The sequence below is a fragment of the Rhodococcus sp. Leaf247 genome (assembly GCF_001426185.1).
In the GTDB taxonomy this organism is placed as follows: domain Bacteria; phylum Actinomycetota; class Actinomycetes; order Mycobacteriales; family Mycobacteriaceae; genus Rhodococcoides.
In genome coordinates, this window is the sequence record NZ_LMRP01000004.1 from 170,394 (window position 1) to 186,006 (window position 15,613).

A 15,613-nucleotide genomic window follows, 5' to 3' on the forward strand; every position below is an offset into this window, starting at 1 on the left:
CGTCACGAGGCGTGCGAGGGGGAGGCCGCGAGAACGCGTCGCAACGCGATCGCCACCAGCGCGACCGCCACTCCGGCAGCCACGACGGACCACAGAGCCCACCCGAAGCCGGTGAGCTGCGCGAGTGTGCCGAAGGTGATGGGCGCGGTGAGCACTCCGACGCGTGCGACGAGCGAGACCACGGTCATCGCCGTTCCCGGCGCGATCCCGGGTAGTCGGCCGGCGAGGCCGAAGGCCGCGGGGAAGATGGGCGCGGCACCCAGACCGGCCACCGCGAACATCGCTGCCGCGACGTACGGGGATGTCACGGCGGGGGCTGCCACGAAGGCCGCGGCGATGAGCAGTGCGCCGCCCATCAGGACGGCGTGCCGCCCGAAACGATCCACCGTCGCGTCACCGATGAGTCGACCGACGAACATCGCCGACGAGAACGCCACTACGGACAGCCCGGCCAGACCGGCTCCGGCACCGAGTTCCGTGGAGTAGACGGCGCCCCAGGATTGGGGGACGTCCTCCACCAGTGCCGCCACCAGCACGAGCAGTCCCAGCAGAGCCAGCGCACCGGAGAACGGGACACGGGAACGGCGGGGCGTCGCGCTGACAGGTTCCGCGGGCGCTGTCGGGGCGTCGCGGACGAGGAAGCGCGCGGCCACCACTGCAGCGACCAGCAGGACCCCGCCGACCAGCGAGAAGTGGACCACCACGGACAGTCCTGCCGCGGCTGCTGCCGCTCCGGTCAGTCCGCCGGTGACGGCGCCCGCGCTCCACGATGCGTGGAATCGGTTGAGCAGAGACCGATCACGTCGCTTCTCGACGATCACGCCCTGCGCGTTCATGGCGACGTCCATCACCGCGTCGGCGCCGCCGAGGACTGCGAGAGACAGGGCGAGCATCCACCAGGTCCCGGCCACCGCGGGGAGGACGAACGCGAGACACAGCAGAGCCGCGGAGAGCACCACGACCATCCGGCTGCCGAGCTTCCTGATGCCGATGGCGGCGAGGGGAGTGGCCAGCAGCCCTCCCGTACCCGTCCCCGCCAGAGCGAGTCCGAGGACCGATGCGTCGAGGGACAGCGCGTCGCGGATCGCGGGGATGCGCGGTGCCCAGTTCCCGAGCACCGCCCCGTTGACGAAGAACACGACCGCGACGGCCCACGGCCGTCCGGTGGTCGAGGTCGTTCCCGCCGTCACAGGAAAGCAGCCAGGACCTCGGAACAGCCCGCCTCGATCTTCTCCGCCGCGAACTCGTCCCCGCGGGTCGTCCCGCGGTTGACGATGAATACCGGGATCTCGTTCTTCCACGCGTGGCGGACGAAGCGCAGTCCGGACATCACGGTCAGCGACGACCCGAGGACGACGAGAGCCGACGCGGCGTCGACCATGTCGTAGGCACTGCGGACCCGAGGCTTGGGAACACTCTCGCCGAAATAGACGATGTCGGGTTTGAGGATGCCGCCGCAGACCTCGCAGCCGACCATGCGGAAATGAGCCGTGCTCTCGATGATCGCGTCGGCGTCCGGAGCGATCTCGACTCCGTCGGCGCCGACCACGGATTCGATGAACCCCGGATTGAGTGCGGTCAGGCGCTCGTCCAGTGCGACGCGGGAGATCAACCGGTCGCAGTCCAGGCAGCGGACGCGGCCGTAGACACCGTGCAGGTCGATCACCGACCGTGACCCCGCCTTGGTGTGCAGCATGTCGACGTTCTGCGTGATGGTGCCCGACACGGTGCCGACCCGCTCGAGCTCGGCGAGCGCGCGGTGTCCGGCGTTGGGCCGGGTCGCGTCCATGTGGCGCCAGCCGACGTGATTGCGAGCCCAGTAGTGGCGTCGGAAATCGTCGTCGCCGATGAACTGCTGGAACGTCATCGGGTTACGTGGAGGGGAGTCGGGCCCGCGGTAGTCGGGGATACCCGAGTCGGTGGACATGCCGGCGCCCGTGAGTGCGACGACGCGGCCGCCGGCCATCGCGTCCTGGAGAGAGATGGCGCTGCGCGGCGACCGATCGAGAGAGCGTGGGGAAACCGAGGTCACGTTCTCCAGAGTAGGTCGCCGCGCAGCGTCGTGCGTCAGGCAGGAACTTCGATCAACGGATACACGCCGTTCTCGTCGTGCCGTTCGTTGCCCACCACGGGTGGGTTGAACACGCACAGCATGCGCATGCGCGTCCGCGTCTCCACCGTGTGACGCTCGTGCCCGTTCAACAGGTACATCGACCCCGCGCCGAGCTCGTAGGTCTCCCCGGTCTCGCGGTCGGTCAGCGTCCCCTCGCCCTCGATGAGCCAGACGGCTTCGACGTGGTTGGCGTAGTGGAAATTGTTCACGGTGTTCGGCTCGATGGTGGTCTCGTGGAACGAGAAGCCGACCTTGTCGCCGCCCAGGACGATGCGCTTGGACCGCCACTGGCCGTCCTCGCTCGCGATGTCGCGATCGGTTCCGGTGATGGCTTCGGTGGTGCGAACGATCATGTGAACCTCCTACGGTGGGGGGTGGTCAGGAGCAGACGGTCGTGGTGGCCTCGGACAGGATGCCCAGCCCGTGGTCGAGATCCTGCTCGGAGATGGTGAGCGGCGGAAGGAGCTTGACGACCTCGTCCGACGGGCCCGACGTCTCTGCGAGCAGCCCGTGCTCGTATGCCAGCGCGGTCACCTTCGACGCCTTCTCCGCGTCGTCGAACACCAGACCCCGGACCATTCCTCGGCCTCGGGTGCTGATGCCGTCGAACCGAGCGGACAGCTCGATGAACGCATCCTGGATCCGCTCGCCCTTGGCCAGGATCGATGCCTCGAAGGCTCCGTCGGACCAGTAGTGGTCGAGTGCGGCCTTGCTGGTCACGAAGGCCGGGTTGTTGCCGCGGAACGTGCCGTTGTGCTCGCCCGGACCCCAGACGTCGAGTTCGGGACGCATCAAGGTCAGGGCCATCGGCATCCCGTATCCGCCGATGGACTTCGAGAGCGTGACGATGTCGGGCACGATGCCGGCGTCCTCGAACGAGAAGAACGGGCCCGTGCGGCCGACGCCCATCTGGACGTCGTCGACGATGAGCAGGATGTCGCGTCGCTTCAGCAGATCGGCGAGTCCGCGCAGCCACTCGGCGCGAGCCACGTTGACCCCGCCCTCACCCTGGACCGTTTCCACGATGACCGCGGCAGGACGGTTGATGCCGCTGCCCGAGTCGTCGAGGACTCGCTCCATCCACTGGAAGTCGTCCGTCGCTCCGCCGAAGTAGTTGTCGAACGGCATGGGGGTGGCGTGGACCAGGGGGATGCCGGCGCCGGCGCGCTTCATGGAGTTGCCGGTGACGGACAGGGCGCCGAGGGTCATGCCGTGGAAGGCATTGGTGAAATTGATGACCGAGGAACGGCCGGTGACCTTTCGCGCCAATTTCAGTGCCGCTTCCACCGTGTTCGTTCCGGTGGGGCCGGGGAATTGCACTTTGTAGTCGAGTCCGCGCGGCTCGAGAATGCGCGAGGTGAACGACTCGAGGAATTCCCGCTTGGCGACGGTCGACATGTCGAGACCGTGCGTGATGCCGTCACGCATGATGTAGTCGACCAGAGCCTTCTTGAGGACGGGATTGTTGTGGCCGTAATTCAGCGCACCCGCTCCGGCGAAGAAGTCGAGGTACCTGCGGCCGTTCTCGTCGGTGATCCACGAGCCCTGCGCCGTGTCGAACACGGCGGGCCACTGGCGGCTGTAGCTGCGAACTTGTGACTCGCGGGCCTCGAAGATGTCGGTGGTGGCGTCGGTGGGGCTGATGCTGGTGGTGGTCAAGGAAGTCCTCCGGGGTGATCGTCGAATGGGGGCGCCTGTCGTGCGAGTTGCGCTACGTGGCGTCGAACGGACCGACCGTGTAGAGGTCTTCCGGTTCGTGGCTGTCAGGGAAAGCATTGGCGGCGAACAGGTCTCGCCGGTCGATGCCGGTCCCGCGCCGTCGGGCGAGCGAGGTGAACAAGCCGATCGAGGCGTCGTTGTCCGGGCTGATGGTGGTCTCGAGCAGGCGCGGCGCCGTGCGGTCCACCAGGGTCTCCAGCATGCGGACGGCAAGGCCGTGTCCGCGCTGATCGGCGTCCACGGCAACCTGCCACACGAAGAGGGTGTCGCCCTGTTCGGGGCGCCGGTAGCCGGAGACGAAGCCGACGGGAACGTCGTTCGTGTCAGTCGCCACGACGGAGGTGGCGGAGAAGTCACGGCACCACAGGACGTAGGCGTAACCGGAATTGAGATCGAGGACAGTCGAGTCCCGGGCAATTTCCCACAGGCGTATTCCGTCGTCGGTGCGAGGCGGTCGGAATGTGAACTGGATGGCGTCGGTCGGGTTATCTTGTCGTAACACTGGCGTCATATTGCCTACGAACGTAACAAGGACGCTGCCGCATGTCAGGTGCCTCGGTGGCCGACGTGCAGGAAAGGCACGCTAACCGCCAGTACCCTCGCCTGTTGTGAGGGTGCTCACACGGGACTGTGACGCCGGTCCAGATGGTGCCGATGTGACCAGTGTGAACGGTGTGGCGACAGCCGGCGCGCGTCACGGACCCGGAAATAAATGGCAACGGTGCGGCGAGGCACGCACCGTTCACGCGTCGTGGTAGCTAATGTCCGGCTCATTATGACTCCGAAAGTCAGGCTTCCGCAGTTCAGAGCACCGTCCACCGGTTCGGATCGCGCGCCGATCCGCAGCCGGATCGCTGCTCTCTGCGCGACCCCGGTGGCCATGCTGCTCGCCGTTCTTCTTCCCACCCTGGCCGCGGGCGTCTTCTGGGTAGCGCAGACGGACCAGGACGCGACCACCGGCACGGTGACCGTCCGATCGACGGCGGGGGGATCTGCCACCGATCCGCTGGCTCCGTCCAGATCCGCGTTGACCAACACGGCGCTGCCGCTGCAGATACTCGCCGGCGGCATGACGGAACTGACCGACGGAAGCACCGAACTCGACGACGGTGCACACCAGATGTCCGACGGGCTGCATCAGGCGCGCGACGGATCCGCGGAGTTGGCCGACGGGATGACGCAGCTCCGCGCGGGACTGTGGCAGCTCGGCGACGGTTCCTCCCAGGTCAGCGGCGGAGTGGATCGCGTCGTCGGTGCCCTGACCGGGGTCGGTGCGGCGCAGGGTCAGATCGAACTGATCGTGCAGCAGACGCTCGACTCGCTGGCCGCATCGGGAGACCCGCAGGCAGCGGCGTCGGCGGATCAGTTGCGCCCCGTGCTCGATCTGCTACGCACGCAAGGACTGAACGGGGGTGTGTTGACCGATCTGGAGACCCTGCGCAAGGGCGCACAGACCGTGGCGTACCAACTCGACGACCCGAAGTCGGAGTTCGTCGACGGCATGGTGCGTGCCACCGACGGCTCGGCCCAGCTTCGCGACGGATTGGTCCTGCTCGACGACGGCGGCGTCCGCCTCGTGGACGGCACCACCCGTCTCGTCGGCGGCGTGGGTCCGATGGAGACCATGTTCACCACGTTGCGATCCAATGTGGAGAAGGCCTCGACCTCGCTTCCGGCCGCAACTCAGGTCGAGGCGGACTCGGCCGGCAGCACCAACTCCTACGTCGTGCGCTCGGCCTCGGACAACTGGCCGTACCTCGCGGCGGCCTTCGCCCTGGTCGCGGCCGCCCTGGTCGGCTTTTTCGTTCCCCGTGTGCGAGCCGCCGTCCTGGGCGCCGTCGCGACGTCGCTCACGATGGTGCTCGCACTGGCCTTCGCGGTCACCGGCGCGAGCCTCTCCGGTTTCTTCACCGCCACCGTCCTGATCGTGCTGTGGGTGGCGGCCACGGTCGCCGCAGCGCGTGCGATACGCACGGCGCTCGGTCTGACGGTCGGCGGCATCGTGCTGGCGTTCCTCGGCATCGCGCAGATCGTGCTCGCCGGCATGGTGCTGCGCGGCGCCGGTGGCGTCGTCGACACCGTCTCGATGTTCACCCCGATCGGCCAACTGGTGCGGATTCTGGGCGCGTCCGTGGACGGAGGCTCGCTGGTGTTCGTGCTGGTCTCGACCGTCGCCGCGGTGGTCACCCTCGCCGTCTCGGTGGCCGTTCTCCTCGCACACGGCGCTGCCCGGGAACCCGATGAGACTGCGGATGCGTCGGAACCGGACGACTCGAGCGCTGACGACGACCGATTCGCCGACGACACGGTCGCCTCCTCCGTACCGTGAGGACAGCGGCGTCAGGCGCCGGACGATCCCGTACAGCGAGGAGCGTGACGTGCTGCTCGACGGAGCCAACGCAGTCATCTACGGCGGAGGCGGAGTCCTCGGTGGTCGACTGGCGCTCGCCCTGGCCCGCGAGGGAGCTCGCGTCCATCTCGCCGGCCGCTCACGCGAGCGTATGGGTGTCGTCGTGGACGCGATCCGCGAGGACGGCGGGTACGCGGAAGCCGCCGTCATCGACGTTCTCGACGAAGTCGACGTCGACGAGTACGTGGACGTCGTCGCTGCGTGCTCCGGCAGCATCGACATCTCCGTAGACGTGATCGTTCCCGGCGCACGCGCCGCGTCCGTCGACGCTCGGCGCAGGCTCGACCGTACGGAGGTCGCCGACCTCGAGCGCCCGGTGCTCGACGCGCTGCGGGCACACTTCATCACCGCGCGTGCCGCGGCCCGGCACATGGTGTGCCAACACTCCGGTCTGATCCTCGTTCCGCGATGCGACACCGCGCCGGCTCACCTGGACGCGCTGTCCCTGGCGTCCGCCGTGATCGACCGACTCGCTGCTCAACTGGCCGCCGAGCTCGCCTCGACGGGAGTGCGCGTGGCCACGGTGGCCGCCGATCTCGGCTCACCGGACGACACGGCGTCCCGACTGGTGGCCGCCGCGTCAGACGGCGATACGTAGCGCCTCCACGAGGTCGCGGTAGAGGGTGTCGGAGTCGAGCAACTCGCGGTGCGTGCCGCGCGAGCGCACTCGCCCACGTTCGAGCACGAAGATGGTGTCGGCGTCGATGACCGTCGACAAGCGGTGGGCGATGGTCACGACGGCACCGTGCACCGACAGTTCACGGATCGCATCGTGGATCGCAGCCTCGGTGATGCCGTCCACCTGCGCCGTGGCCTCGTCGAGAAGCAGGATGTCGGGCGGACGCACGATCGCCCTGGCCAGTGCGATGCGTTGGCGCTCACCACCCGACACTGCGGAATCGCGCAGTTCGGTGCTCAGCCCGGCGGGGAGTTGTTCGATCTTCTCGGACAGGCGGACACGCCCCAGTGCCGCCCAGAGCTCGGCGTCGGTGGCATCCGGGTGGGTCAGTCTGAGGTTGTCCGCGATGGTGCCGGGTAGCGTCGGGGTCGCCTGCTCCACGTATCCGATCCGCGCGCGGATCTGGTCGTGCGACAACTGCGGGTAGGGAACGCCGGCCAGCGCCAGCTCACCGTTCCGCGGCTCCAGGAACCTCAGGAAGAGAGAGAACAGCGTCGTCTTCCCGGCGCCCGACGGCCCGACGACGGCGGTGTGTCCGCGTGCGGCGATCTCCATGTCGATGCCGTTCACCGCGGCGCTCTCCTCGCCGTAACCGGCCGTCACGCGTCGGAGAGACAGGGCGGCGGGGGCGTCGGTGATGCTGCGCGGCAATTCGGTGACAGCCACCGGTGCAGCAGCCTCGAGGTCCATCACCTGGATCTCGCGGATACGCGACGCCGCGGCGATGCCACGTTGGAGTTGCGAGACGTACAGCGTGAGTTGCGCGACGGGCCCCACCAGCTGGAAGGCGTACAGCAGGAACGCGACCAGGCTCGACACCGCGAGGGCGCCCGAGCTCACCCGGTACGCGCCGACTCCGAGGACAGCGATGATGGTGAGCTGGATTCCACTGCCGGTGATGGTCCACGCCCATGCCTCGAGGCGCACGGCACGGATGCCGAACATGGCCGACGTGCGAGCCTCGTCGATGACGCGCTCACTCGAACGGTCCTCCGCACGGCTGGCCTTGACGGTCCGGACTGCACGCAGGGCGCCCTCGAGGATGCCGCCGAGCCGCCCCATCGCTTCCTGTGCATCACGTTGCGCGCGAGCCACTTTGGGCATCAGCACCCCGGCCGCCAGCCCGATCAGAGCGATGCCGAGGACCGCGGTACCCAGCAGCGGGAGATCCAGGGTCGCCATGAGGACGATGACTCCGACGATCGCAATGCTCCCGTTGACGATCTCCACGAGCGCCCACGACGACGCTTCCCGCAGCAGCACCGTGTCGGAGGTGACGCGGGTCAACATCTCACCGGCCGGCCGCGCCGTCACCGCGGGGATGGTCGCTCCGAAGAACCGACGGACCATCGACGACCGGGCTTCGAGCACCACGCGCTCGGCCATCGTGCCGAGCAGCAGACGTTGCGCCATCCCGACTATCACGCCGACGACGAGCAGGCTGACCAGCAGAACGATCGCGGACTTCGTCGCCCCCGGGACTCCGAACGAATCGAGGAGCCGCTTGGTCACCAGCGGTGTCGCCAACGACGACGCCGTCACCAGCAGACCCAGCAGCAGGCCGAACCGGAACAACCGACGATGCGGGCGGATGAAGGTCCACAGAATGCGCAGGTTGGGGAGCCGGCCGAGGGTCTCCGGAGTATCTGTCGTCACCTGGTCACACTAGTCGCGAGCCGCACGTGTTCCTCGAGCCGCGGCTTACCCGCGGCCGATGAGGGCGAACGGGAGGACCGCATCCGCTCCGGCCTGCCGCAAGGCTCGTGCGGCCATGGTCGCGGTCCACCCCGTGTCGGTCGAGAGGTCGAGGAGCAGCACCGGGCCCCGATGGGCGGTGAGATCCGGCGGCTCGAAGGCATCCACCAGCGACGCGACCCGGAAGGCGGAGTTCGCACCGGACACCGGGCGCGCGTCCGGACGGCGATGCAGCGTGCCGAGAGGTTCCAGACGGCCCACCCGGGCCAGACGTTCGCCGAGATCCTGCAGGAGGAGCGGACGAGTGTCGCTCTCCATCACCATCACTCCGGTGGGCCGCTCGTCCCACGTCCATTCCGCCAGGACCTTGATGCACGCCGCTTCCAGTCCGTCGGGGGCAGGACCGTCCTGGCCGTCGGTCAGCGCGCGCAGGCGCGGCCCCCACACGGGGTCGGTGAGTCGTCCTAGGATGCGCCCGGTCTCGGGACCCAGCGTGATCTTCCCCGACAGGTCGACGCCGACCTTCTTCAGGCCGGTGGGCCACTGCTTGCGAACCGCCAGGTCGAGTCCTGGTCTGTCCAAGCGCTGCCGGGTGGATTCGACGTCGCCCTCGGACACGTCCGCGGACAGATGCTCACCCGTGCAGTTGTCGCACCTCCCACACCGATCGGCATCGGCGTCGCCCGTGAGTGACGGGTCGTCCAGTTGTCGACGGAGAAAGGACATGCGGCACTCGGTGGTCGACTGGTACTCGATCATCGCGCGCTGTTCCGACAGACGTGCCTCGTCCAGACGCTCGTAGCGTTCGCGGTCGTAGTGCCAGTGCTCGCCGGTGCCCAACCAGCCGCCCTTGACCCGCCGTACGGCTCCGTCCACGTCCAGAACCTTGAGCACCATCTCGAGCCGCGTCCGGCCCAGCTCGACCAAGGGCTCCAGAGCTGGGGTGGACTGAGGGCGTTCGGTATCGAGGACTTCGAGCACCCGCCGCACGACGTGTTCACGGGGGAACGCGACGGAAGCGAAGTAACTCCAGATCTCCCGGTCCTCGGCGCCCGGCAGCAGGATGACGTCCGCGCGCTCGGTGGCGCGTCCCGCACGGCCGACCTGCTGGTAGTAGGAGATAGGCGACGACGGCGCGCCGACGTGGACGACGAAGCCGAGGTCCGGTTTGTCGAAGCCCATGCCGAGAGCCGAGGTGGCGACCAACGCCTTGACCCGATTGTTCAGCAGATCCTGTTCTGCCGCTTCGCGCTCCGTGGGGTCGGTCTGGCCGGTGTAGGCGGCGACCTCCATGCCGCGATCGCGGAGCAGTGCTGCCAGATCGGTCGCACCCGCGACGGTGAGCGAGTACACGATCCCCGAGCCGGGCAGGGTCTTCAGGTGTTCCGCGAGCCAGGCGATGCGGGCCGTCGGATCGGGGATCCGAACGACGGACAGGTGCAACGACTCTCGCTGCAGACCACCGCGGAGGATGGTGGTGTCGGATCCACCGACACCGAGTTGGGCGGCGACATCGGCGACGACGCGGTCGTTCGCGGTGGCGGTCGTCGCGAGGACGGGCACACCCTCGCGGAGCTCGGCGATCAGGGAGCGGATGCGTCGGTAGTCGGGCCGGAAGTCGTGGCCCCAGTCGGACACACAGTGAGCCTCGTCGACCACCACGAGCCCGGCATCGGCCGACAGTGACGGCAGTACCTGGTCGCGGAAATCGGGGTTGTTCAGCCGCTCCGGACTGACGAGCAGGACGTCCAGCTCACCGGCGGCGACGCGTGCGTGCACGTCGTCCCACTCGGTGACGTTGCCGGAGTTGATGGTGGCTGCCGTGACGCCGGCGCGCTCGGCGGCAGCGACCTGGTTGCGCATCAGGGCGAGCAGCGGCGAGACGATGACGGTGGGTCCGAGCCCCTGCTCGCGCAGCAGCCGCGCGGCGATGAAGTACACCGCCGACTTGCCCCACCCGGTCCGCTGCACCACCAGGGCACGGCGGTGATGGACCACCAGCGCCTCGATGGCTGTCCACTGGTCCTCGCGCAGAACCGCATCGGGGCCGGCGAGGTCGGTGAGCAGTTCCTGCGCCCGTTCGCGGGTGCTCATGCGCGTGAGCCGTCGCCTGCGAGGAGGGCGTCGATCTCGGCTGCGGTCGGTGCCGCGGAACCGGCGCCCGGACGGGTGGCGGTCAGTGCGCCGGCAGCGCACGCTCGCCGGACCGCGAGCTCGGGCCCGTCTCGCCACGCCGTCGCCAGGACTCCGGCGAACGCGTCCCCGGCGCCGGTGGTGTCGACGGCCTCGACGGCCGGTGCAGTGGCGGTGGCCTCGGCGCCGTCCGGTCCGCGCCACCGGGCACCGTCCGCGCCCAGCGTGGTGACCACGTGGGGTACGCGCCGCACCGCGTCCGCTCCCAACGCGGCCTCCTCGTCGCGGTTGACGACGACGACATCGATCGCGGCCAGGAGGTCGTCCGAGAGTGGTTGCACAGGAGACGGATTGAGGAACACCACGGTCCCGTTAGCCTGTGCGTGGCGTGCTGCAGCGAGCACCGTCTCCGTCGGGATCTCGAGTTGGCACAGCAGGACGTCCGCCGTGGCGACGGCCTCCAGCTCGTCCTCGGTCAGATCGGTGACGGTGCTGTTGGCAGCTCCGATCACCACGATGGAGTTCTCGGCCGAGTCGTCCACGGTGATCACGGCGACTCCGCTCGCGCCGGGCACCTCGCGCAGCAGCGAGGCGTCCACCTCGGCGTCGACGAGCGTCTCGCGAAGTTCGAGAGCGAACGTGTCCGACCCGACGGCGCCGACGAACGTGACGTCCGCGCCGGCGCGCGCCGCGGCGACGGCCTGATTGGCCCCCTTGCCTCCGGGGCTGGTGCGGAAGGACGAACCCAGGACTGTCTCACCGGGGACGGGCAGGGAGGGTGTGCGGGCGAGAAGATCCATGTTGATGCTTCCGACCACGGCGATGCGCGGTCGTGCGGATGCGGTGCGTGCATGCTGCGGATCGGCCATGATCGCGACCCTAACGGGTGTCGCCGACATCGACGTCACCCTTCCCGGGTCGTGCGGCCGGAACTCGGTTAGGTTGTCGTCGCACCGCAAAATGCTGTCGGAGACAGATCCACCAGTGGAACGAGAGGACTGGACACCATGGCCGAACTGTTCTGCAACGGAGGAGCCATGCGTGGCGGCAACCTCCACCACAATGTGTCCGCGCATACCTTCCTCGGCTCCGTGACGACGGCTCCGAACTACCGCTTCTTCGCCGTGCGGGACGAGTTCCCCGGCCTGCTCCTCACGGAGACGGGCGGCGCCTCGATCGCCGGTGAGCTCTACGACGTGCCGATGGAGAACATCCGCACCGACTTCCTCCCGGAGGAGCCGGCCGAGCTCGAACTGTCGGTGATCGAGCTCGCCGACGGACGTTCGGTCATGGCCGTCGTCCTGCGGCCGGGGCTGGTCGACTCGATCGCGGACGATCTGACCGAGATCACCGACCTCGGCGGTTGGCGCGCGTACCGCGGATTGCCCGACCCCGACATTGCAGGAGCTTGACGAGTGAGCGATTTCCTCGCCTTCCCCGATCTCGCGTCCCGCGCTCTCGGAGGGTCCGTCAGCGCCGCGAACGACGAACTCTTCGCGCAGCGCGAGAACCTGATCAAGCCGACGGCCCCGTTCTTCGACCCCACCGAATTCGGTCACAAGGGCAAGGTCTACGACGGCTGGGAGACGCGTCGACGGCGGGACGAGGGCCACGATTACGCGATCGTTCGACTGGGCGCCGCGGGCATCGTGCACGGAGTGGTCGTGGACACCGCGTACTTCCGCGGCAACTATCCACCGTTCGTCTCCGTCGAGGCGGCGTCGATCGAGGGATATCCGTCCGCCGGGGACATCCTGAATGCGCACTGGCACACGCTCGTCGACAAGTCGCCGGCCGACGGCGACACCGCCAACCTCTACCCGGTCTCGGACGGCCGTCGGTGGACGCATGTCCGCCTGTCGATCTACCCGGACGGGGGAGTGGCGCGACTGCGGGTGCACGGTGAGGTGGTGCCCGACGCACGTTTCCTGGGAGGAACGGTGGATCTGCTGGCGGCCGAGAACGGTGGCCGGCTGGTCGAGTGCTCCGACGCGTTCTACGCCTCGCCCGCCAACATCATTCTCCCCGGTCGCGCCCGGAACATGGGGGAGGGCTGGGAGAACTCGCGTCGACGTGGCGGTGGGAACGACTTCGCCGTCTTCGCGCTGGGTGTTGCCGGCGTGCCGCGGCACGTGGAGATCGACACGTCCTACTACGTGGGCAATGCGCCGGGCTGGGCGTCGCTGCGGACCGTCGACGCCCGGACGGCCGACGTGGACGACCCCGCCGCCTGGACCGAGGTGCTGGCGAGAACCGCCGTCCAGCCCGACACGCGGCACATGCTGCTGCTCGACGACGCCCCGGCCGCAACGCATCTGAGATTGGACGTCTATCCCGACGGGGGTCTGTCACGACTGCGGCTCTTCGGGGATCCCGACGACCGCTCGCGTGACGACGCCCGCATGCGCTGGTGGTCGGCGCTCCCCGAGGAACATCGCGCACTGGTACCCGAGCAGGCACCGGCATGATGGACGTCGTCTTCCGGGCGCCGCGAGCGATCGTGACCGGACCCGACGGCCGACAGGTGGAGACCTCCTGCGCGGTCGGGGTGGTCGACGGCCGGATCGCGGTGATCGGCGGAATCGACGACGTGATCGACGCGACCACTGTCGTCGACCTCGCCGACGACGAGGTCCTGCTCCCCGGGTTGGTCGACACGCATGTCCATGTCAACGAGCCGGGGCGTACCGAGTGGGAGGGCTTCGCGAGCGCGACCGCCGCAGCCGCTGCGGGCGGCGTGACCACGGTGATCGACATGCCGCTCAACAGCATTCCCTCGACGGTGTCCACAGAGGCGCTGGCCGTCAAGCGTGACGTGGCCGGCCCGCAGGCACGAGTGAACGTGGGGTTCTGGGGTGGCGCCGTACCCGGCAACGTCGGCGATCTCCGACCGATGCACGACGCCGGAGTCTTCGGGTTCAAGTGTTTCCTGCTGCATTCCGGAGTCGACGAGTTCCCACCGCTCTCGCCGGTCGAACTCGAGGCGGCGATGGTGGAGATCGCGTCCTTCGACGGACTTCTCATCGTGCACGCCGAGGACTCGCGCATCATCGCGGAGTCCGAGAACGACGGCGGCCGTGAGTATGCCGACTTCCTGGCCTCGCGGCCCCGCGCTGCGGAGAACACCGCGATCGCCGACGTGATCGCCGCGTCGACACGCACGGGGTGCAGGGTCCACATCCTGCACCTCTCGAGCGCCGAGGCGGTGCCGCTGGTCGCCGAGGCCAAGCGAGCCGGTGTCCGCATCACCGCGGAGACGTGCCCGCATTACCTGTCGTTCGCCGCCGAGGAGATCTCGGACGGCGCCACTCAGTTCAAGTGCTGCCCGCCGATCCGTGAGGCGGGCAATCGAGATGCGTTGTGGCAGGCGCTGTCCGACGGTGTGATCGATACCGTGGTCACCGACCATTCGCCGTGCACCGCGGAGCTGAAGCGGTTCGACATCGGTGATTTCGGCGCAGCGTGGGGCGGTATCGCGTCGTTGCAGGTGTCGTTGTCCGCGGTGTGGTCCGAGGCCCGCCGGCGAGGGCACGGATTGACCGACGTCGTCACGTGGATGGCGGTGGCCACGTCGGCTCAGGTGGGGTTGGCCTCGAAGGGGTCCGTCGAGGTGGGCAGGGACGCGGATCTGATCGTGTTCGCACCCGATCAGGACTTCGTCGTGCATGCGGCGGAGCTGCGGCACAAGAACCCTGTCACCGCGTACGACGATCGTCGTCTGAGCGGTGTCGTGCGGTCGACGTGGCTCGCGGGCGTGCGTGTCGATCTCGACGGGGATCCGCAGGGAGTGCTGCTCGACCGCGAGTGATCGCTGTTTATGCTCGGACCATGGTGACCGACCGCTCCGTACTCGCGGTGATGCACGACGGCGATCGTCCCGTCGGCATGGAGGCTGTGGAAGCGCTGTACGACGTCCGCTACGCCACCGCATCCACCTTTGCCGACGCCGTCGACGGTGCCCGCGCAATCCTGCTGTGGGACAACATCCGTGAGGCACTGCGCGAGGTGTGGCCGAGGTGCTCCGACCTCGAATGGGTGCACCTCGCTGCGGCCGGGGTGGACACCCTGTTGTTCGACGAACTCGTGGCATCCGATGTCGTGGTGACCAATTCGCGAGGCGTGTTCGACACGCCGATCGCGGAGTTCGTCCTCGCGTCCGTGCTGGCGATGGCGAAGGACGTCCGGCGCACCGTCGAGCTCGGCAGGGAAGCTCGGTGGCTGCACCGGGAGACCGCGGACGTCGCGGGGGCGCGCGCGATGGTGGTCGGGACGGGAAGCATCGGCCGCGCCGTCGCACGTCTGCTGCGCGCTGTCGGGATGACCGTGTCGGGCGTCGGCCGCACGGCGCGCACAGGTGATCCCGACTTCGGGACGGTGCACGCGAGCAGTGACCTGGCTGCCGTCGTGTCGGACAGCGACTACCTGATCCTGATCGCACCGCTGACGCCGTCCACCCGCGGGATGGTCGGGCGCGAGGTGTTGACCGCCGCGAAGCCGGGGGTGCGCGTGATCAACGTGGGCCGCGGCGCACTGCTCGACACCGAGGCGCTGGTCGACGGCCTGCGGACCGGTCAGGTGGGCGGCGCCGCACTCGACGTGTTCGAGACCGAACCACTCCCGCCGGACCACGTCCTGTGGACCCTCGACGACGTGTTGCTGACAGCGCACATGAGCGGGGACACCACCGGCTGGCGTGAGCGGCTGATCAGCGTGTTCGTCGACAACGCCGACGCGTTCGCCGCAGGTCGGCAGCTGTCCAACGTCGTCGACAAGAAGCTGGGTTTCGTCCCGAGCTGACAGCTACCCCCTCCCCGGCGAGTACGTCCATAGTGTCGTCAGGGGAGCCGGAATCGCGACACTATCG

Annotated in this window: 14 protein-coding genes; 6 read left to right on the forward strand and 8 right to left on the reverse strand. The window is 68.5% G+C overall.

The features are described from left to right. Positions 1 to 2 precede the first annotated feature (2 nt). From ASG64_RS18850 to ectA, 5 genes are all read right to left on the reverse strand, one after another. On the reverse strand, positions 3 to 1,190 hold the full coding sequence (locus ASG64_RS18850) for an MFS transporter (RefSeq protein ID WP_056075512.1): 1,188 nt from the start codon (positions 1,188 to 1,190) through the stop codon (positions 3 to 5). Continuing rightward, positions 1,187 to 1,966, reverse strand: a complete 780-nt coding sequence (locus tag ASG64_RS18855) for a Sir2 family NAD-dependent protein deacetylase (protein ID WP_056075515.1) — start codon at positions 1,964 to 1,966, stop codon at positions 1,187 to 1,189. The genes ASG64_RS18850 and ASG64_RS18855 overlap by 4 nt, the downstream gene beginning before the upstream one ends. Before the next feature lie 101 nt (positions 1,967 to 2,067). Next, the gene (locus tag ASG64_RS18860; protein ID WP_056075517.1) at positions 2,068 to 2,466 is read right to left on the reverse strand and encodes an ectoine synthase; all 399 of its coding nucleotides are present in this window, start codon (positions 2,464 to 2,466) and stop codon (positions 2,068 to 2,070) included. Positions 2,467 to 2,491: 25 nt separating this feature from the next. After that, a complete protein-coding gene (gene ectB, locus ASG64_RS18865) occupies positions 2,492 to 3,772 on the reverse strand; it encodes a diaminobutyrate--2-oxoglutarate transaminase (protein ID WP_442971165.1) in 1,281 nt (426 codons plus the stop codon). 52 nt (positions 3,773 to 3,824) lie between these two features. Beyond that, complete coding sequence (ectA, locus tag ASG64_RS18870; RefSeq protein WP_056075519.1) at positions 3,825 to 4,343, reverse strand: diaminobutyrate acetyltransferase; 519 nt, start codon at positions 4,341 to 4,343, stop codon at positions 3,825 to 3,827. A gap of 264 nt (positions 4,344 to 4,607) precedes the next feature. On the opposite strand from ectA, the gene ASG64_RS18875 reads away from it, so the two are divergent. Both ASG64_RS18875 and ASG64_RS18880 read left to right on the forward strand, forming a co-directional pair. Continuing rightward, positions 4,608 to 6,161: a hypothetical protein gene (locus tag ASG64_RS18875; RefSeq protein WP_056075522.1), complete on the forward strand. Its 1,554-nt coding sequence runs from the start codon at positions 4,608 to 4,610 to the stop codon at positions 6,159 to 6,161. 49 nt (positions 6,162 to 6,210) lie between these two features. Then, positions 6,211 to 6,840, forward strand: coding sequence for an SDR family NAD(P)-dependent oxidoreductase (locus ASG64_RS18880; protein ID WP_056075525.1), 630 nt, complete (start codon positions 6,211 to 6,213; stop codon positions 6,838 to 6,840). Here ASG64_RS18880 and ASG64_RS18885 read toward each other — a convergent pair. From ASG64_RS18885 to ASG64_RS18895, 3 genes are read right to left on the reverse strand one after another with little or no spacing between them, the layout of a single operon-like run. Further along, complete coding sequence (locus ASG64_RS18885; protein ID WP_200933501.1) at positions 6,823 to 8,577, reverse strand: ABC transporter ATP-binding protein; 1,755 nt, start codon at positions 8,575 to 8,577, stop codon at positions 6,823 to 6,825. The genes ASG64_RS18880 and ASG64_RS18885 overlap by 18 nt on opposite strands. A 45-nt stretch (positions 8,578 to 8,622) precedes the next feature. After that, positions 8,623 to 10,710, reverse strand: coding sequence for a RecQ family ATP-dependent DNA helicase (locus tag ASG64_RS18890; RefSeq protein WP_056075528.1), 2,088 nt, complete (start codon positions 10,708 to 10,710; stop codon positions 8,623 to 8,625). Then, positions 10,707 to 11,618: a ribokinase gene (locus tag ASG64_RS18895; RefSeq protein WP_056075531.1), complete on the reverse strand. Its 912-nt coding sequence runs from the start codon at positions 11,616 to 11,618 to the stop codon at positions 10,707 to 10,709. Before ASG64_RS18895 ends, ASG64_RS18890 begins: the two co-directional genes overlap by 4 nt. 138 nt (positions 11,619 to 11,756) lie before the next feature. Between ASG64_RS18895 and ASG64_RS18900 the strand changes: the two genes are divergently transcribed. The 4 genes from ASG64_RS18900 to ASG64_RS18915 are packed head-to-tail and all read left to right on the forward strand — an operon-like array spanning position 11,757 to position 15,546. Then, entirely contained in the window at positions 11,757 to 12,161 is a 405-nt protein-coding gene (locus ASG64_RS18900) for an allophanate hydrolase-related protein (RefSeq protein WP_056075534.1), read from the forward strand. Positions 12,162 to 12,164: 3 nt separating this feature from the next. After that, on the forward strand, positions 12,165 to 13,217 hold the full coding sequence (gene alc, locus ASG64_RS18905; RefSeq protein WP_056075538.1) for an allantoicase: 1,053 nt from the start codon (positions 12,165 to 12,167) through the stop codon (positions 13,215 to 13,217). Beyond that, entirely contained in the window at positions 13,217 to 14,557 is a 1,341-nt protein-coding gene (gene allB / locus ASG64_RS18910; RefSeq protein ID WP_056075541.1) for an allantoinase AllB, read from the forward strand. The genes alc and allB overlap by 1 nt, the downstream gene beginning before the upstream one ends. A 20-nt stretch (positions 14,558 to 14,577) precedes the next feature. Next, on the forward strand, positions 14,578 to 15,546 hold the full coding sequence (locus tag ASG64_RS18915) for a D-2-hydroxyacid dehydrogenase (RefSeq protein WP_200933502.1): 969 nt from the start codon (positions 14,578 to 14,580) through the stop codon (positions 15,544 to 15,546). The last annotated feature ends 67 nt before the right edge of the window (positions 15,547 to 15,613 follow it).